This window comes from Ruegeria sp. CDSC051 (assembly GCF_059610665.1).
The window spans coordinates 160205-176952 of record NZ_JBXWOC010000001.1; the positions used below are offsets into that span (position 1 = coordinate 160205).

Below are 16748 nucleotides of genomic sequence, written 5' to 3' on the forward strand. Positions count from 1 at the left end.
CGATTCGATGGGCAGGAATTTGCGGTTTCGATCCGTCTGATTGGATACCGGGTGCGACGAGGACTCAGCATTGAATGACAAGGTAAGACAAGCCGCACGCCTGAGCGTCGCCCCTATGATGGATTGGACGGACAGGCATTGTCGCTATCTGCATCGGTTGCTGAGCACCGAGGCGCTGCTGTACACTGAAATGGTCACAGCGCCTGCGTTAGTTCGGGGTGGTGCGCTGCATTTGCTGGACCACAACCCGCAGGAGCATCCCGTGGCCCTGCAACTGGGAGGGTCGGACCCTCAGGAATTGGCACAAGCGGCCCGGTTAGGGGCGGATGCTGGTTATGATGAGATCAATCTGAATTGTGGCTGCCCGTCTGATCGAGTGCAATCTGGCACTTTTGGTGCGGTGCTGATGAAATCCCCTGACCGCGTTGCGGATTGTGTTGCCGCAATGCGCGAAGCCGTGGACGTAGATGTCACGGTCAAATGCCGCATTGGAGTCGACGACCAACAGCCCGAAGACATTTTGCCTGAGTTTCTGAGCCAGATCAGGCAAGCGGGATGCACACGGGTCACGATCCACGCGCGCAAAGCCTGGCTGCAAGGGCTCAGCCCCAAAGAAAACCGGGATATTCCACCCTTGGATTATGATCTCGTGCATCGGATGAAGGCGGAATTCCCGGATATGCACATCTCGATAAATGGTGGCATTGCTGATCTGGAACAGGCGCGCGGGCATCTGGACGCAGGGCTGGATGGTGTCATGATCGGGCGTGCTGCGTATCATCAGCCGTCAGATGTTCTGTCCACAGCAGATCCTGTGATTTTTGGGGTCGGTCAGGCCGCCGACCCGTTTGCTGTTGTCCGGAAAATGGTGCCTTATATCGAATGCCATCTTGCTGGCGGGGGGCGCTTGCACCAGATTACGCGACATATGCTGGGCCTGTTCGCAGGACGGCCGGGTGCGCGGGCTTGGCGGCGGGCTCTGTCTGAAGGTGCGGTGCATGACGGGGCGGGCCCCGAGGTTATGTTGCAGGCACTGGATCATGTCGCGCCTCTGACCGAGGCCTGAATGGTGGCAATACGGCAAAAGGTCGGTTGGGGGGAATGATGCCCGAAGTAATGTTGCTTGCTCAGATGCTGGTTCTTCTGCTGGTGATCGGAGCGCTGGCAGGCGTTTTGGCGGGTCTGTTGGGTGTCGGCGGAGGCATCGTGCTGGTCCCTGCTTTTTTCTATGCGTTTCAGACCCTTGGGTATGGCGGCCCGCAGTTGATGCAGCTGTGCCTCGCCACCTCACTGGCAACGATTATCGTAACCTCACTGCGGTCGGTTCTGGCACATAACAAAAAGGGTGCCGTTGATTGGGATATCCTGCGCAGTTGGGGTCCGGGCATCGCCATCGGTGCGGTGTTGGGCGTGATGGTGGCATCCGCTCTTCGGACCGAGGCATTGCAAGCCCTGTTCGGTGTATTGGGTATGGTGATTGGTGCCTATCTTGGTCTGGGTAAATCCGAATGGCGGCTTGGAGACGCCATGCCCAAGGGCCTGAAACGCGCTCTCCTGTCGCCCTCGGTCGGCTTCCTATCCGTTCTGATGGGTATCGGCGGCGGCAGCTTTGGCGTGCCGTTAATGAGCTTGTTCAACACGCCAATTCACCGGGCTGTGGCCACGGCTGCCGGATTTGGCGTGATCATCGCTGTGCCCTCGGTCATGGGGTTCCTGTTTCTCGAAATTGCCCCTGAACACCGCCCGCCCTTTACCATCGGCGCCGTCAATCTGATTGCCTTTGGGATTGTGGTCGCCATGACCATGATCACTGCGCCTTGGGGCGTTAAGTTGGCCCATGCGATGGATCCAAAGCCGCTCAAGCGGATATTCGCGGTCTTTCTGACTCTGGTCGCCCTGAATATGTTGCGCAAGGCGTTGGGTTTTTGAGTTCTTTCGAGGAAAAGGGTTGGGTGAAATTTCCCCACGACCGGGCTATTCTGGACTGGGTATCTTATGCGCTGCCTGCAGCACGCGCTGCTGCGACGGATCCGGAATTCGCGCATTGGCTGGACTGTGAAGGGACCTGGTTCATTGGGGTCGACGCGCTGAACAACGACACCGAGGGCAGGGTCCAGGGTTCCCCGGTTCTGACCGGGGCCGTCATGGATTTCATAGTGTCGCGTTATGGGTCGTTGCCATTGCACAAAGCCCAGGTCTCGGTCATTTTCCCCGGCTACCCGTTGCCCCGGCGCGGAGAGGGCGAGGCTGCTGCCCAGTATCGAGCAAAGCGGGATGCGGCCCATGTGGATGGTTTACGCCCGTCCGGCCCGGACAGGCGCCGAAGGGTCGAGGAACCGCATGCGTGGATACTGGGCATTCCATTGACTGATGCCAGCGAGAATGCGTCCCCGATGGTTCTTTGGGAAGGTAGCCACAAGATCATGCAGGCTGCATTTGCGGATGCACTTGAAGACAAGCGCCCGGACACTCTGGATCAGGTGGACATAACAGATGTTTATCAGGCTGCCCGTCGTGAGGTCTTTGATACTTGCCGTCGCATCGTATTGCCCGCACGTCCGGGCGAGGCCTATCTGCTGCACCGCCACTGCCTGCACGGGGTAGCGCCATGGGGCAGCGGGGCTGAGGCTGGGTCGGATGGCCGGATGATCGCCTATTTTCGGCCTGAATGCGCTGGCGGTGTGGCCGAATGGATCAAATCCTCCTAACGTTCTGTCATTATACAGGTTTGGAGGATTTTTTGATGATTGCTGTCCACAAAAACTCTGACGGAGCATTGATTGAAATCGAGCTTTCCGGCGAAGTGACAGGTACGGACTATTCCACAACATTGATCCCGGCGATTGAGGCCGCACTGGCCGAACACGACACGGTGCGGTTGTTGGCGATCGTGCAGCCAGAGTTCAAAGGGTACGATCTGAATGCGGTTTGGTCGGATACAAAATTGGGCCTCAGCCACTGGCGCGGCTTTGACCGAATTGGAGTGGTGGCGGATCAGGGTTGGGTTCAGACCAGTATCCGGCTTGCGGCTCCGCTTTTCCCTTGCCCTGTGCAGGTATTCGATCACGCGAATATTGAAGAAGCGCGCCGATGGTTGCGCGAATCTCTGGGCTCTATTCACGTTATTGATCTGGGCGGCCCCTGCGTGCAGGTCAGCCTGATGGGAAAACTCGACCCTGACGAATTCAAAAAGGCCGAAACCGATCTGGACTACATTTTGCGGGAGAAACAGGGGTTTCGCCTGCTGATTGATCTGTCCAAGTTTGACGGATGGCAGGGCCTTACGGCGCTTGCCTCGCATTTTCGGCTGGCCCGGGGGCATATTGGTAATCTGGATCGGGCAGCGGTTGTTGGCGACAAAGCCTGGCAACATCTGGCCCAACGGGTGGCCAGCCACATCCTTGGCACACGCACTCAGTTCTTTCCCGCCGAGGAAATTCAGAACGCCAAAACATGGCTTGCGTCTGGGTAGAAACGCAGCGGCTTGAGCCTGCTGTGACATTTACGTCAGGGCATAGAAATATCAGCGAGGATTTTTCTTGATCGATTGGTCAAAAAAGACGTACACAGATCGAACTCCTCTGCCGAGCCACTGCAGAGGATCGATTGTTGAAACGCGCCGCTGTGGGTTGCCACTCACTCACCAGCTGTCAACGAACTTGACCCCCTCGTAGTTCAGACCAGCCCGCAGCGGTGCAGATTCAGCAATCACATCCTTTTGTGGAAATCTCAGGCCTTGTTGAGCCGCCCCGCCCGGCCGCCGCGCCGTTTGGCAAGCAGCGGTTTGCGAGACGGTAGGTCTGCCATGATATCGGCGCGCTCAGAGCTGTCCATTTTCGACCAGCGAGAGATTTCGTCGATCGTGCGGTAGCAACCGGTACAAATACGCTCGGTCGGGTGCACAACGCAGATCTGGATGCAAGGGCTTTCGACCTCGTTCCTTTTCCAAACCATGTTCGACATCAGCGTTTTCCGATCCTTAAAGAAAGCGCATTCTGTCCAGCGCGCCTTGCAGAATATAGCCTGCCGCGACGTGGTCGATAACCTGTCCGCGACGCTTTCGTGTCGTATCCGCCTCAAGCAGTGCCTTTTCTGCCGCAACCGTGCTGAGCCGTTCGTCCCAGAACCCGATCGGAACTTCGGTCAAACGGGACAGGTTTCGGGCAAAGGCACGGGTGGACTGGCAGCGCGGCCCTTCGCTGCCATCCATGTTTTTCGGCAGACCCAGTAGGATGCCCCCGATCTCACGGTCGGCGATGATTTCCAGCAGACGGGCAGAATCCAGAGTGAATTTCTTGCGCCTTACGGTCTCCAGCGGGCTTGCAACACCGCGCATCCGGTCCGAGACTGCAACCCCGATAGTCTTTTCTCCCAGATCGAGACCGATCAACGCGCTCATAGGCGCAAGCGCGCCTGCAAATTCCTCAAAAATGTCATGGATCATTGGGTCACCCCAGCCTGAGCTGCTGCCGCACCAAGGATAGCCAGTGCGTTGTCATTGTCCGAGAATACGGATTGGGCTTCGGCGTAGATCGCGGTGGCCCGGTCGATGTCGCCAACCACCCCAAGGGCACCGATCAGTCGGGCCCATTCTTCGGGGGAGCCGCCTTCGGTTGCAAGCCTGTCTGACAGTTGCTCGACCATGCCAAGGATCATCTCTTGTCGCTCTTGTGCGGTCAGAGATGCAGCGGCCTCGATGTCATCCTCACCGGGGCCTGGGTTCCCTGCTGGTATAGGGGCGGCATTGAACACACCCGCACGAAAGGCCAGATCGTCCATCTGTGCGCGAATGGCCGTTGCCCAGGGGGCATTTGTCGGCGCGCTTCCAAGTGCATCCACCCAGATCCTGTAACCGATATCAGGTCGTCCGACCTGTACCATCATCTGTCCCAGGTAATACAAGGCCGGACCATGGCGTGGATCACGCTGCAATGACTGTTTCAATGCGTCTTCAGCTTCGGGCGAGATATATCCGTTGGTAGCAAGGATCATCATCTCGGCAAGATGCGAATAGGCATCTGCGGGTGCAGTATTCCCGGACAGTTCGATTACACGTTGCTGCGCTTTGTAGGCGGCATGGAAGTTACCTGCGTTCGCCTCGTGCTGGGCAAGAAGGATATGTCCTTGTAGGTCATCAGGACGACCGGAAACGGTTTCGCGTAGTTGCCCGAGAAGAGAGGCATAGCTTTCGTCAAGCTGTGGCAGTGGTGCGGGTGGCGTGGCGGCCTCTGCCTCGGCCTGACTGGGGCGCTCTGTGCGCAGGGCATCAGCCATTTCTAGCCGCAATGACAGGGGCTGATCGGGGAGCCCGGCTGCACCAAGCTTCAGATACATCCAGGATCCTCCGCCAACCAGGATGGCCGCGACAAATATGGATGCCGCAACCGAGATCCATTTGGACGGCCCTTGCGGTTCAGACAAAGATTGCATCTGCGCATCAGCCGCAAGAATGCGGCGTGAAATTTCCGTGCGAACTCGCTCAGCATCTGCGTCAGCGATGACACCACGGGCCAAGTCTCGATCTACGCTGGCCAACTGTTCACGATAGACCTGCAAGTCATACGCAGTGGATGGTTCGCGCGTATCTCGCCTACGCAGTATCGAAATCCCAAGAAAAACCGCTATCAGGACGGCGGTGGCTATGATGAGGGCCCAGAAGGTCATGATAACTCCAAGATGGCTGTCCTGACTTAGACCTGTGGCGGGGCGGAAAAAAGGGACAAATGGCCGCGAGGGGGCTTCATGTCGCAATAATAAGGGCGATGTCGCAATAGTGCGATATTATGGCGTTGCACGGCAGGGGCCAAAGGCGGTTACACGGCATACCTGCGCCAATCACCGAACCGGATGGATTCGCTTATGAAACACTATTCAGCCTTTGCTGTGGCGCGCGAAGCGCTGCGCTATCATACCGGATGGGAACGCGCCTGGCGTTCGCCCGAGCCCAAGAAACGCTATGACGCCGTCATTGTGGGGGCGGGTGGCCATGGTCTGGCAACCGCCTATTACCTGGGTAAGAACTATGGCATCCAGAATGTCGCTGTGATCGAAAAAGGCTGGTTGGGCGGTGGTAATACCGGTCGGAACACAACCATCATCCGCTCGAACTATCTGCAGGATCCGTCTGCCGCGATCTATGAAAAGGCGCGCAGCCTTTATGAGGATCTGAGTCAGGACCTGAACTATAACGTAATGTTCAGCCCGCGCGGCGTGATGATGCTGGCGCAGACCCAGCATGAAATCCGCGGCTATCAGCGCACGGCTCATGCGAATGCGCTGCAGGGTGTAAAGACTGAATGGATCACACCTGAACGGGTCAAGGAACTGGTACCAATCATCAATCTCGAAGGCCCGCGCTATCCGGTTCTGGGTGCGCTGTGGCAGGAACGCGGTGGCACCGCCCGTCACGATGCGGTGGCTTGGGGCTATGCGCGCGCTTGTTCCGCCATGGGCATGGATATAATCCAGCAATGCGAAGTGACCGGGGTTCGGTCACAGGATGGTCGTGTTGTCGGTGTCGACACCACCAAGGGTGCGATCGACTGTGACAAGCTGGGAATCGTGGTTGCGGGCCATTCCGGTCAACTGGCCGAAATGGCGGGCTTCCGTCTGCCGCTTGAGGCGATTGCTCTGCAGGCGCTGGTGTCTGAGCCGATCAAACCCTGCATGGACGTGGTCGTGATGGCCAACACGGTGCATGGCTACATGTCGCAATCCGACAAGGGAGAGATGGTGATCGGTGGCGGCACCGACGGGTTCAACAACTACACCCAACGCGGCAGCTTCCACCATATCGAAGAAACTGTGCGCGCGCTGGTCGAGACCTTCCCGATGATCTCACGCCTAAAAATGCTGCGGCAATGGGGCGGGATCGTGGACATGACCGGTGACCGGTCTCCGATCCTGTCGAAAACACCGCTTGGGAACTGTTTCATCAACGGTGGCTGGGGCACCGGTGGCTTCAAGGCCATTCCGGGGTCCGGCTGGGGCATGGCACAGCTGATGGCCACGGGCCATTCACCGCTGACCGAGGCGTTCTCGTTGGATCGTTTCAAAGAAGGCCGCTTCATCGACGAAAGCGTCGCGGCCGGGGTGGCGCACTGATGCAGATTTTCCGGCGAAAAAACTCGCGCGCCCGTTACTCAGATTTCGCATGCAGCATGGTCTCGCCTGCTGCCGAGAGGATGAACATATGCTGATCCTGAATTGCCCCTATTGCGGCGTCGATGCCGAAGAAACCGAATTGGCCGCCGGTGGCGAGGCGCATCTGAAGCGTTTCGGTCCGGGCTCGTCGGATGGTGACTTCCACGATTACCTGTTCATGCGTGAAAACCCTAAAGGCGTTCATTTCGAACGCTGGCGCCATGCGAATGGATGCGGCAAGTGGTTCCACGCGGCGCGCTGCACGCAAACGCTCGAAGTTTTCGGCACCTACTCTGCCCAGGTGTTTGAGCCGCCCAAAGAAATTCGCGAGGCGATCACCGCCAAGCGCCCTGGCTGGACGTGGAGAGAATACAAATGATCCGCGCCACCACCCGTAATTCCGCCTGCGAAAGGTCCGCATCATGAGCACCCGTCTCGCAAATCAAGGCCGGCTGATTGACCGGTCGAAACAGGTCACATTCTCCTTCAACGGCACTTCGATGCAGGGCTACGAAGGCGACACGCTTGCCTCTGCCTTGCTGGCTAATGATCAGATGATGATGGGCCGGTCGTTCAAGTATCACCGCCCGCGTGGTGTTGTCGCCAGTGGTGCGGAAGAACCCAACGCTCTGGTCGGTCTGGGGCAGGGCAATCGGTTCGAGCCGAACCAGCGCGCCACCACGACCGAGCTGTTCAACGGTCTGACCTCGATTTCTCAGAACCACTGGCCGAACCTGGAATTTGATATCGGTGCGATCAATACGCACCTGTCGCGGTTCCTGCCGGCTGGCTTCTATTACAAGATGTTCATTCATCCCAAACCGTTCTGGAAACACGTCTACGAGCCGTTCATCCGCCAATCTGCCGGTCTGGGCAAAGCCCCCGACAAGGACAGCCGTGATGCGGATACCTATGAGCATTTCTACAACTTTGTCGATGTGTTGGTGATCGGTGGTGGTGTGGCCGGTTTACAGGCTGCCAAAGTGGCTGCTCAGACCGGTGCAAAGGTCATGTTGATTGAGCAGACCGCGCATTGGGGTGGCCGTGCCCCAGTTGATGGCGGCACAATCAATGATGAGCCTGTGGATAAGTTCGTGGAACAAACTGTTTCCGAACTAGAAACAATGAACAACGTCATCTTGCGCAATCGCTGCATGGGTGCAGGGGTCTATGACCATGGCTATGTGCTGGGCTATGAACGCCTGACGGACCATAAGCCTGGCGCACAAGGCCCGCGCCATCGCCTGTGGCGTATTCGGGCGAAACAGGTCGTGACTGCTACCGGAGCGATTGAGCGTCCGTTGTCTTTTGCGGGTAATGATGTGCCGGGTGTCATGCTGGCCTCGGCCATGCGGGACTATGTCGTGAACTGGGGTGTGACACCCGGTGAAAAGGTGATTGTGGCCACCAATAATGACGACGCCTACCGGACTGCGATAACCTTGAAACAGGCCGGTGTGGATATCTTGCTTGTGGTTGACGCAAGGGCTACCTTGGGCCCTCTGGCTGAAGAGGCGCGCCAACTGGGTATCCGCGTCGATGTGGGCAAGGCTATTGCCAAAGTCAAAGGCGGCAAACGCGTCAAGAAAGTTGCCATTTGCAATCAGGACGGCATCGGTGGCGCCCGTGAAGAGGTCGAATGCGACGCTGTTGCGATGTCAGGCGGCTGGTCTCCGGTCGTGCATATGTGGTCGCATTGCGGCGGCAAGCTGATCTGGGACGATGCCAATGCGCATTTCCGGCCGGATCCTGCACGACCCCCGCTTGGGGCCGATGGCGAAGGGTTCGTCGTAGCCGCCGGGGCATCGAATGGCCCGATGGCGCTGGGCGATGTGCTGGCCGATGCCGATGCAGCTGGTAAGGCCGCAGCCAAAGCGGCTGGATTCAAAACCAAACGCACCAAAGCGCCTGTCGGGGAAACTACGTCCGAGGCACCTATGGCTGCGGTCTGGTTGATGCCTGCGAACGCGGATATTCAACTGCGGATGAAGTCCTGGCTGGACTTCCAAAACGACGTCAAAGTTTCGGACGTGCAACTTGCCGCGCGTGAGGGGTATGAGAGCGTTGAACATACCAAGCGTTACACCACTCTGGGCATGGCAACGGATCAGGGTAAACTGAGTAACATCAACGGATTGGCGATCCTAGCCGATGCGTTGGACTCCGAAATCCCGAAGGTTGGAACAACAACGTTCCGCCCGCCTTACACCCCAATTTCAATGGCATCTATCGGCGGTGAGGCACGTGGTGAGGTGTTCCAGCCAATCCGCCAGACTCCGATGCATAACTGGCACGACAAGAACGGCGCCGATTGGGAGCCGGTCGGCCATTGGCGCCGGACCTATGCCTATGTTCGCCCGGGTGAAACCGTGCATGACGCCGTGAACCGTGAGGTGAAAAACACCCGCGAGAACCTCGGCTTGCTGGACGCCTCGACCCTGGGTAAGTTGATCGTCAAAGGGCCGGACGCAGGCAAGTTCCTGGACATGATGTACACCAACATGATGTCTACGCTGAAGATCGGCAAATGCCGCTATGGCCTGATGTGTTCCGAAAATGGCTTTCTGATCGACGACGGTGTTGTTGCTAGGATCGACGAAGACACATGGTTGTGCCACACCACCACCGGCGGGGCCGAACGTATCCACGGTCACATGGAAGAATGGCTGCAAACCGAATGGTGGGACTGGAAAGTCTATGTTGCCAACGTGACCGAGCAATATGCGCAGGTCGCCGTTGTTGGCCCCAACGCCCGCAAGGTGCTTGAAAAGCTCGGCGGCATGGATGTGTCGAAGGAGGCGCTGCCCTTCATGGAGTGGCGCGATGGCAAGATCGGCGACTTTGATTGCCGGGCCTATCGCATCTCGTTCTCGGGTGAGCTGTCGTACGAGATCGCCGTCCCTGCATCCCAAGGGCAGGCCTTCTGGGATGCGCTGACAGAGGCAGGCAAGGAATTCGGCGTGATGCCCTATGGCACCGAATGTCTGCACATCCTTCGGGCCGAGAAAGGCTTTATCATGATCGGCGACGAAACCGATGGAACCGTGATCCCGCAGGATCTGGGGCTGCATTGGGCGCTGTCGAAAAAGAAAGAGGATTACCTCGGCAAGCGCGCTCATTTGCGCAGCCATATGGCCGATCCCGAGCGTTGGAAACTGGTGGGTCTTGAGACTGTGGATGGTTCTGTCATCCCGGATGGGGCTTACGCAGTGGGCGAGGGCGTCAACGCCAACGGTCAGCGCAACATGATCGGTCGTGTGACCTCAACCTATTATTCAGCCAACCTGGGCAAAGGTATCGCCATGGGCTTGATCAAGCATGGTCCTGACCGCATGGGCGAGATTGTCGAGTTCCCGGGCACCGATGGCAAATCCTACAAAGCAAAGATCGTGGATCCGATCTTCTTCGACAAGGACGGGGAGAAGCAGAATGTCTGAACCCATCAGCGCACTGAACCACGCCAGCTATGAGGGCATCGCCAAGGTTGAAGAATGCGGCCTGCAGGGCATGATCACCCTGCGCGGCGACCTGTCCGACAAGGTTCTGGCCAAGGCCGTCAAAGACGCCACCGGTCAGAAAGTACCCGGCCAGCGCGAGGCATTTGTCGACGGAGACTGCGGTGTTTGCTGGATGTCCACCGACGAATTGCTTGTGCTTGTCCCATATGCCGAGGTCGAGGCCAAACTGGCCGCGATGACCAACGCGCTGAGCGGTGTGCATGCCCTGGCGGTCAACGTCTCGGATGCCCGCGCGGTGTTCAGCATCTCGGGCGCGAACGCTCGCGAAGTTCTGGGCAAACTGGCCCCGGTAGATCTGTCGGCTGACGCCTTCCAACCCGGCCAAATCCGCCGTTCGCGCTTGGCGCAGGTTGCCGGTGCGTTCTGGCTGGATGACGCCGAAACTCTCCGCGTCGTCTGCTTCCGGTCAACCGCAGACTACGTGTTCAAACTGTTGAAGGTCGCAGCGCAGCCGGGCAGTGAGGTCGGGGTTTATTAGGTTCCGAAGCTAGGAAAAAAAGCCCCGGATTTTCCGGGGCTTTTGCGGTTTAACCGAAGCTTAACCATCGATCACTTTGCATTTGCCTTGCCCTGAAGGCTTGTTGACAAAGTTGGCATTCACCCAGTTGCCTCTCAGTTTCACGGTGTTGTCAGAAGGGTCAATGCGGGCCGTGTAATTTACCCGGACTTTTTGGCCGCCAAACTCTGTCAACTCAACGCGCCAATCCAGCTTGTAACGCTTCTTTCTATCAATTTTCAGCTTAGCGGACTGCATTTCGTTGTGCCCGCTGGCTGTTTGCGCACTAACGCCGTCCTTATCAATAACAAAGATATAGCGGGGCGCGACCCACCCGGTTCCGTCGCGGTCGCGAACGGCACAATCGTAAGTAATTGTTTCCGCCGCCGCTGCCTGTGCAAAAACGGTAAAAATGGATGCTAAGAAAAGATATTTCATGGTTCCTCGTTTACTCGGTCTATCCAGAAGGGAAGACACCAAACAACGCGAGAGTTTCAAGCGCATATGCAACTAATGCACGAAAAAAATACTGCACCTTCTATTCATGCAACACAACGGCGCGATACCGCTTCAACTCTTGAGGTTGCAGCAATTCTTCGACCTTTAGCGGGCGCCCGTTTTCGTCTTGAATTTCGGTGTAGAATGAAAGGCTTTCAAGGAGTTGAGATGTCCGTGTAAGCCGGTCTTCCTCGGCCAGAAGGGGCGAGTGGAGCGAAAGATAGAGGGCCGGGCGATGCTTTTTCAGAAAGGGCAGAAGGCTCGGCAGAACCGCAAATTCTGCCCCTTCGATATCCATCTTGACCAAGGAGACACGGGACAGGTCATTTACGGCCTCGAACTGATCCCACTCGATGGTCAATGCATCTGTCCCATGCACCCCGTCATGCAACAGTGAACTGGTGGAATCCCCGGGTTCACCGCGAACGGATGCCATACGGGCCACGCCGAATTGATCCGACAATGCGACGCCAAATGCCGAAACATTGCGAATGTCGTTCAGGTCCAGATTCCACGCCAGATGCCGAAACGCGGTGGGGTCTGGTTCGAAACACCAGACGTGGCGGGCTTTGCGGGCACCGTACAGCACCGTTGGGCCGATCCATGCCCCGATGTCCAGATAGTCGCTGTCCGGCGTTAGATATCTATCCAGCACGGCAAAAGTCTCGGGCTCCCACGCGCCGGCCGAGGCCTTGCGCCAGAACTTCGAGTGGTAGGGATCCAGCCGGAAAGGCTCGCCATTCAGGCTGCCCGCATAGTATCCGCGGGCGCGGTAAAACATCTTGCGCGCCTGAGTTAGCATCGCGGACCTCCGGGTTTTATGATCTCTGCCCTTGACCTGCGGCACTTGCCAAAGCATTTAACCTTTGGAAACCGCAACATTCATTTTCAACAGGGGGCCGAGATGGCTTTTGAACTTCCTGATCTTCCTTATGCACACGACGCGCTGGCAGCCAAGGGCATGTCCGCCGAAACATTGGAATTTCACCACGACCTGCACCACAAGGCCTATGTCGACAACGGCAACAAGCTGATCGCCGGTACCGAGTGGGACGGCAAGTCGCTGGAAGAAATCATCACCGGCACCTACGACGCAAATGCCGTCGCGCAAAACGGCATCTTCAACAACATCAGTCAGCTTTGGAACCACAACCAGTTCTGGGAGATGATGGGCCCCGGCGACAACGCCATGCCTGGCGAGCTGGAAAAGGCGCTGGTCGAATGCTTTGGCTCGGTTGACGAGTTCAAGTCGCAGTTCAGCGCAGCTGGTGCCGGTCAGTTCGGCTCGGGCTGGGCGTGGCTGGTCAAGAATGCGGACGGTTCGTTGGCAGTGACCAAGACCGAAAACGGCGTGAACCCGCTGTGCTTTGGTCAGACTGCTCTGTTGGGTTGCGACGTGTGGGAGCATTCCTATTACATCGACTTCCGCAACAAGCGTCCGGTGTACCTGTCGAACTTCCTCGACAATCTGGTGAACTGGGAAAACGTCGCTTCGCGGATGTGATCCAGTGACCCGTAGAGGGTTCATAAAGGGCCTGCTGGCAGTGATGCTGGCAGGCCTTTTTGCTGCCACGTATGGTTTCTTCATCGAACCCGCGCTGCGCCTGCGTGTTCGTAAGTGGCGGATCCGGCGCGCGGACTGGACCGCACCGCCGCTGCGGATCGCGGTTCTTGCTGATCTGCATGTGGGTGAGCCCTATGTGGGGCTGAAAAGAATCCAGCAGATCGTCCGGCGCACCAATGCCTTGTCTCCCGATCTTATCCTGTTGTTGGGTGACTACGCCGCCGGGCATAGGATAAATCTAAAACCTGTGAAAATTGCCGATCTGGCGCCAGTGTTGTCCGGATTGCAGGCAAAGCATGGTGTCTATGCGGTTCTGGGAAATCACGATTGGTGGGATGACCGGTCAGCCCAAAAGCGCAGGGGCGGGCCGAATCTGTACGGCGATGCGCTGAGGCGGAATGGTATCCGGGTGCTTTCAAACGAGGCCTTCAAACTGGATGGTGCCGGGATTTGGCTTGCAGGCCTCGAAGATCAGTTGGCGATTTATACGGGCAATGGTCGATACCAAGGGCTGGATGACCTGCCTACGACGCTTAGGCAGATCACGGATGATGCCCCGGTGGTGATGATGGCGCATGAACCGGATATCTTCCCCAAAATTCCTGATCGCGTGGCCCTGACCCTGTCAGGTCATACTCATGGAGGGCAGGTACGGCTGTTTGGCTGGTCGCCGGTGGTGCCCTCGAAATTCGGCAATCGCTATGCCTATGGTCACGTGCGCGAAGGCAATCGTGATCTGGTCGTGTCCGGGGGTATCGGATGTTCGATCCTGCCCGTGCGTTTTGGTGTAACGCCCGAAATTACGGTCATCGAACTGTCCTCCTAACCGGTGAAAACTCGCCTATAACCGCAGTTTCGCGGTCCGGCCGGATTGTAAGACGGCGCGCAGTGCTTACTTTAAGTGTGGCGGAGGAGAGAGCCGCAAATCACTTTAAAAAAATTCCAGGCGGCGCGGCGAAAAACAAAGCTGCGTAAACGGTTAGCCGTGCCTGAAACCCGAGGGATGGTCTCAGAAAAACCAAAACAGGAGATCACAATGGTCGCACTATCGCAGGGAACATGGATTGTCATTGCCGACGGGGAAAAGGCGCTGTTCATGGAGAATATCACGGATGCCGAAGACCCCAATCTGGTGGTTGTCTCGGTCGAAGAAAGCGACGGCTCAGGCGTCAGGCCTTCGGATCGGGCAGGGCGACGCTCTGACAACGGGCCCAATCAGAAATCAGCCGTTGAGGAACCCAAGTGGAAATCGCAGGCCAAGTCTCTGTTCGTGCAGGATGTGGCAAATCTGTTGAATCGCAAAGGCCTGAAGGGGGCATATAAGCGCCTGGTACTGGTCGCCAGCCCTCATGTTCTGGGGCTTCTGCGCCGCCGCCTGCACAGCGAAGTCCTAAGGAAAGTGGTGGCCGAGGTTGATAAGACCCTGACCAACCACCCGCTGAACAAAGTGGAACAGGTTCTGATCAGCCGTCTAAAACCCGCCACCTAGGTCTGCGGCAATCTGCGGGCGGGTCACACCGCCCGACTAGCCCTTATGCGGGACCAACATCGCTCTCAGGGTCGACATCGCCGTTTCCGGGCTGTCGACCCACGCTATGAAATCGGCCAGAGATGTGTCCGCAAATCCCTGGCCGATGACCTGCTGCACAAGATCATGGAGGGCATCCCAATATCCATCAACATTCATGACCAGAATGGGCTTGTCGTGCAGACCCAACTGTCGCCATGTCAGGGCTTCGAACAATTCGTCCAGTGAACCCGGACCACCCGGCAGGACAACCACCGCATCGGCATTCATGATCATGACCTTTTTGCGTTCGTGCATCGTTTCGGTGATCACGAACCGGGTCAAGTCTGTCTTGCCAACCTCGCGCTTTAGCAGGTGAACGGGAATCACGCCGAACGTGTCCCCTCCGGCGGCTTGGGCCGCACGCGCGACCTCGCCCATCAGACCCACATCGCCCGCGCCATAGACCAGTCGCCAGCCCTCCTGCGCCAGAAGCTGACCAAAGGAGCGGGCTGCGTCGGAATAGCTGGTTTGGGCGCCATTGCGTGACCCGCAATACACACAGACGGATTTCTGAGACATCGAGAGGCTTCTCCGGGGTTGTATCTGGGGTTTTGACCCGTGATAGCGGTATTGATAGATTGGCTCAACCGTCAGGCAGAATGCGTTGTAGATAAGGCATTTGCGCTGCGGAGTGAAAGGAAGAGTATGGATTCCAATTCGGGAAGCGAGAGCCCCAGATCTTTCACCTGGGGGGTGATCGCCGGTTTGCTGGTTCTGTTGGGCGTCGGCGGTGCATATTTTTCCGGCGCGTTTAACGGCACGTCTCTCGACCCAACAGCGCAGGAAGATGTGGCTGAGGATGCGTCTGAGAACGCGTCCGTTGCCTCGGACACAGAAGAAACCCCGCAGGCCGATGCGACGACTGATACGGATACGGCAGCAGCCGAGGCTCCGACCGAAGAGGCTGACGAGACCGCTGAATCGGCTGAGGAGGTTGCTGAACCGGCTGAGGAAGTTGCCGAAGTTACGCCTCCGGCCTTGGATCAGATCTTTGTTGAGCCTGACGGGAATGCTGTTCTGTCCGGAAATGCAGAACCCGGCGCCAAGGTGCGGGTATTGCTGGACGGTGAGGCAGTTCACAGCTTTACCGTTGATGACAGCGGGCAGTTTGCCGAATTCGTGTCGATCCCGTTTTCCACGGCCGCACGCGGTCTGACACTGGAAACCGATGGGGTCGATCAACCGGTCCGCTCTGATGACTATCTGATTGCGGCTTTGCCCGAACCCGAACCAGAGGTCGCATCGGTTGATACGGCGGAAACCACCCTCGCCGACGAATCCGCAGGCGGCGATGAAACCGAGGCGGGGCAGGTCGCTCAAACCGGCGACACATCTTCTGAAGAAACGGCAGATTCCACGCAAGGACAACAGGTTGCGATCCTGCGATCGGGGGAAGACGGGGTCGAGCTTGTCCAACCTGCGACGCCTCAGAGCACCGAACCTGATCAGGTCGCGTTGGATACGATCGGGTATTCAGACACGGGTGAGGTCGAGCTGACCGGCCGCGTGGCTGATGGTTCCGCGGTACGCGTGTACCTGGACAACCAACTGGTCGCTGATATGCAGCCCACGGATGATGGAAAATGGCGCAGCGAGATCGAAGGCATTGATCCCGGTGTGTATACGCTGCGTGTGGATGAGGTTGCCTCGGACGGCACGGTTAAAAGCCGTCTGGAAACCCCGTTCAAGCGTGAGCCTCTAGAAGTTCTGAGCGTGGCCGAAGTGGACGATGGGCCTGCACCCTCTCAGGAAACACCGGCCATCCGTTCGGTTACAGTACAAAAGGGTGATACGCTTTGGGCTATCTCTCGGGAACGATTTGGCGATGGTGTCTTGTATGTCAAACTGTTCGAGGCCAACCGAGGCGCGATCCGCGACCCGGATCTGATCTATCCGGGGCAGGTATTCACCATTCCGGAATAATCCTGTACCTCTGACCTTCCGGGGTCAGGGGCACTC

General features: G+C 57.6%; 18 protein-coding genes. 12 read left to right on the forward strand and 6 right to left on the reverse strand.

The annotated features are described in order from the left end of the window. Window positions 1–70 precede the first annotated feature (70 nt). Genes dusA through AC2FH0_RS00790 form a run of 4 tightly spaced genes read left to right on the forward strand, consistent with a single transcriptional unit; the run spans window position 71 to window position 3472 of the window. Window positions 71–1066, forward strand: a complete 996-nt coding sequence (gene dusA, locus AC2FH0_RS00775; RefSeq protein ID WP_496788304.1) for a tRNA dihydrouridine(20/20a) synthase DusA — start codon at window positions 71–73, stop codon at window positions 1064–1066. 38 nt (window positions 1067–1104) lie between these two features. Continuing rightward, the gene (locus AC2FH0_RS00780; RefSeq protein ID WP_281971883.1) at window positions 1105–1929 is read left to right on the forward strand and encodes a sulfite exporter TauE/SafE family protein; all 825 of its coding nucleotides are present in this window, start codon (window positions 1105–1107) and stop codon (window positions 1927–1929) included. 23 nt (window positions 1930–1952) lie between these two features. Next, window positions 1953–2708 (forward strand): hypothetical protein, encoded by a 756-nt coding sequence (locus AC2FH0_RS00785; RefSeq protein ID WP_496788305.1) that lies wholly within the window; start codon window positions 1953–1955, stop codon window positions 2706–2708. A gap of 35 nt (window positions 2709–2743) precedes the next feature. After that, window positions 2744–3472, forward strand: coding sequence for a SpoIIAA family protein (locus AC2FH0_RS00790; RefSeq protein WP_281994425.1), 729 nt, complete (start codon window positions 2744–2746; stop codon window positions 3470–3472). Between the two features lie 257 nt (window positions 3473–3729). Here the strand turns inward: AC2FH0_RS00790 and AC2FH0_RS00795 are convergent, their stop codons facing one another. From AC2FH0_RS00795 to ccmI, 3 genes are read right to left on the reverse strand one after another with little or no spacing between them, the layout of a single operon-like run. Further along, window positions 3730–3963, reverse strand: coding sequence for a DUF1289 domain-containing protein (locus tag AC2FH0_RS00795; RefSeq protein WP_142633031.1), 234 nt, complete (start codon window positions 3961–3963; stop codon window positions 3730–3732). Window positions 3964–3979: 16 nt separating this feature from the next. After that, window positions 3980–4444 carry a Holliday junction resolvase RuvX gene (gene ruvX / locus AC2FH0_RS00800; RefSeq protein ID WP_142633033.1) on the reverse strand — a complete coding sequence of 155 codons (465 nt, stop codon included), beginning with the start codon at window positions 4442–4444 and terminating at the stop codon, window positions 3980–3982. Then, the gene (gene ccmI / locus AC2FH0_RS00805) at window positions 4441–5664 is read right to left on the reverse strand and encodes a c-type cytochrome biogenesis protein CcmI (RefSeq protein WP_142633035.1); all 1224 of its coding nucleotides are present in this window, start codon (window positions 5662–5664) and stop codon (window positions 4441–4443) included. The genes ruvX and ccmI overlap by 4 nt, the downstream gene beginning before the upstream one ends. A 195-nt stretch (window positions 5665–5859) precedes the next feature. Here ccmI and AC2FH0_RS00810 point away from each other — a divergent pair, with 195 nt between their 5' ends. From AC2FH0_RS00810 to AC2FH0_RS00825, 4 genes are all read left to right on the forward strand, one after another. Further along, window positions 5860–7104, forward strand: coding sequence for a sarcosine oxidase subunit beta family protein (locus AC2FH0_RS00810; RefSeq protein WP_142633037.1), 1245 nt, complete (start codon window positions 5860–5862; stop codon window positions 7102–7104). An 88-nt stretch (window positions 7105–7192) separates the two neighbouring features. Beyond that, entirely contained in the window at window positions 7193–7522 is a 330-nt protein-coding gene (locus AC2FH0_RS00815; RefSeq protein WP_142633040.1) for a sarcosine oxidase subunit delta, read from the forward strand. A gap of 43 nt (window positions 7523–7565) precedes the next feature. Then, a complete protein-coding gene (locus AC2FH0_RS00820; protein ID WP_496788306.1) occupies window positions 7566–10580 on the forward strand; it encodes a sarcosine oxidase subunit alpha family protein in 3015 nt (1004 codons plus the stop codon). Next, on the forward strand, window positions 10573–11139 hold the full coding sequence (locus AC2FH0_RS00825; RefSeq protein ID WP_281994429.1) for a sarcosine oxidase subunit gamma: 567 nt from the start codon (window positions 10573–10575) through the stop codon (window positions 11137–11139). Before AC2FH0_RS00820 ends, AC2FH0_RS00825 begins: the two co-directional genes overlap by 8 nt. Before the next feature lie 60 nt (window positions 11140–11199). Here AC2FH0_RS00825 and AC2FH0_RS00830 read toward each other — a convergent pair whose 3' ends face one another. Continuing rightward, window positions 11200–11595, reverse strand: coding sequence for a hypothetical protein (locus AC2FH0_RS00830; RefSeq protein WP_142633046.1), 396 nt, complete (start codon window positions 11593–11595; stop codon window positions 11200–11202). 100 nt (window positions 11596–11695) lie between these two features. After that, the gene (locus AC2FH0_RS00835) at window positions 11696–12457 is read right to left on the reverse strand and encodes an FkbM family methyltransferase (RefSeq protein ID WP_496707907.1); all 762 of its coding nucleotides are present in this window, start codon (window positions 12455–12457) and stop codon (window positions 11696–11698) included. 102 nt (window positions 12458–12559) lie between these two features. Here AC2FH0_RS00835 and AC2FH0_RS00840 point away from each other — a divergent pair, with 102 nt between their 5' ends. From AC2FH0_RS00840 to AC2FH0_RS00850, 3 genes are all read left to right on the forward strand, one after another. Further along, window positions 12560–13159 carry a superoxide dismutase gene (locus AC2FH0_RS00840; RefSeq protein WP_142633050.1) on the forward strand — a complete coding sequence of 200 codons (600 nt, stop codon included), beginning with the start codon at window positions 12560–12562 and terminating at the stop codon, window positions 13157–13159. A 4-nt stretch (window positions 13160–13163) separates the two neighbouring features. After that, entirely contained in the window at window positions 13164–14045 is an 882-nt protein-coding gene (locus AC2FH0_RS00845) for a metallophosphoesterase (RefSeq protein ID WP_496701366.1), read from the forward strand. A 210-nt stretch (window positions 14046–14255) separates the two neighbouring features. Further along, window positions 14256–14708, forward strand: a complete 453-nt coding sequence (locus AC2FH0_RS00850; protein ID WP_496692372.1) for a host attachment family protein — start codon at window positions 14256–14258, stop codon at window positions 14706–14708. A gap of 36 nt (window positions 14709–14744) precedes the next feature. On the opposite strand, the gene AC2FH0_RS00855 is transcribed toward AC2FH0_RS00850, so the two are convergent. Further along, window positions 14745–15308, reverse strand: coding sequence for an LOG family protein (locus AC2FH0_RS00855; protein WP_496692371.1), 564 nt, complete (start codon window positions 15306–15308; stop codon window positions 14745–14747). A gap of 126 nt (window positions 15309–15434) precedes the next feature. On the opposite strand from AC2FH0_RS00855, the gene AC2FH0_RS00860 reads away from it, so the two are divergent. Continuing rightward, the gene (locus AC2FH0_RS00860; protein WP_496700559.1) at window positions 15435–16712 is read left to right on the forward strand and encodes a LysM peptidoglycan-binding domain-containing protein; all 1278 of its coding nucleotides are present in this window, start codon (window positions 15435–15437) and stop codon (window positions 16710–16712) included. The last annotated feature ends 36 nt before the right edge of the window (window positions 16713–16748 follow it).

Bases quoted from the DNA above. Each gene is read 5' to 3' on its own strand.
- AC2FH0_RS00820 (WP_496788306.1), top strand. From the start codon at position 7,566: ATGAGCACCCGTCTCGCAAATCAAGGCCGGCTGATTGACCGGTCGAAA.
- ruvX (WP_142633033.1), bottom strand. From the start codon at position 4,444: ATGATCCATGACATTTTTGAGGAATTTGCAGGCGCGCTTGCGCCTATG.
- AC2FH0_RS00855 (WP_496692371.1), bottom strand. From the start codon at position 15,308: ATGTCTCAGAAATCCGTCTGTGTGTATTGCGGGTCACGCAATGGCGCC.
- AC2FH0_RS00835 (WP_496707907.1), bottom strand. From the start codon at position 12,457: ATGCTAACTCAGGCGCGCAAGATGTTTTACCGCGCCCGCGGATACTAT.
- AC2FH0_RS00860 (WP_496700559.1), top strand. From the start codon at position 15,435: ATGGATTCCAATTCGGGAAGCGAGAGCCCCAGATCTTTCACCTGGGGG.
- AC2FH0_RS00850 (WP_496692372.1), top strand. From the start codon at position 14,256: ATGGTCGCACTATCGCAGGGAACATGGATTGTCATTGCCGACGGGGAA.
- AC2FH0_RS00795 (WP_142633031.1), bottom strand. From the start codon at position 3,963: ATGTCGAACATGGTTTGGAAAAGGAACGAGGTCGAAAGCCCTTGCATC.
- ccmI (WP_142633035.1), bottom strand. From the start codon at position 5,664: ATGACCTTCTGGGCCCTCATCATAGCCACCGCCGTCCTGATAGCGGTT.
- AC2FH0_RS00780 (WP_281971883.1), top strand. From the start codon at position 1,105: ATGCCCGAAGTAATGTTGCTTGCTCAGATGCTGGTTCTTCTGCTGGTG.
- AC2FH0_RS00815 (WP_142633040.1), top strand. From the start codon at position 7,193: ATGCTGATCCTGAATTGCCCCTATTGCGGCGTCGATGCCGAAGAAACC.
- AC2FH0_RS00830 (WP_142633046.1), bottom strand. From the start codon at position 11,595: ATGAAATATCTTTTCTTAGCATCCATTTTTACCGTTTTTGCACAGGCA.
- AC2FH0_RS00825 (WP_281994429.1), top strand. From the start codon at position 10,573: ATGTCTGAACCCATCAGCGCACTGAACCACGCCAGCTATGAGGGCATC.
- AC2FH0_RS00840 (WP_142633050.1), top strand. From the start codon at position 12,560: ATGGCTTTTGAACTTCCTGATCTTCCTTATGCACACGACGCGCTGGCA.
- AC2FH0_RS00810 (WP_142633037.1), top strand. From the start codon at position 5,860: ATGAAACACTATTCAGCCTTTGCTGTGGCGCGCGAAGCGCTGCGCTAT.
- AC2FH0_RS00790 (WP_281994425.1), top strand. From the start codon at position 2,744: ATGATTGCTGTCCACAAAAACTCTGACGGAGCATTGATTGAAATCGAG.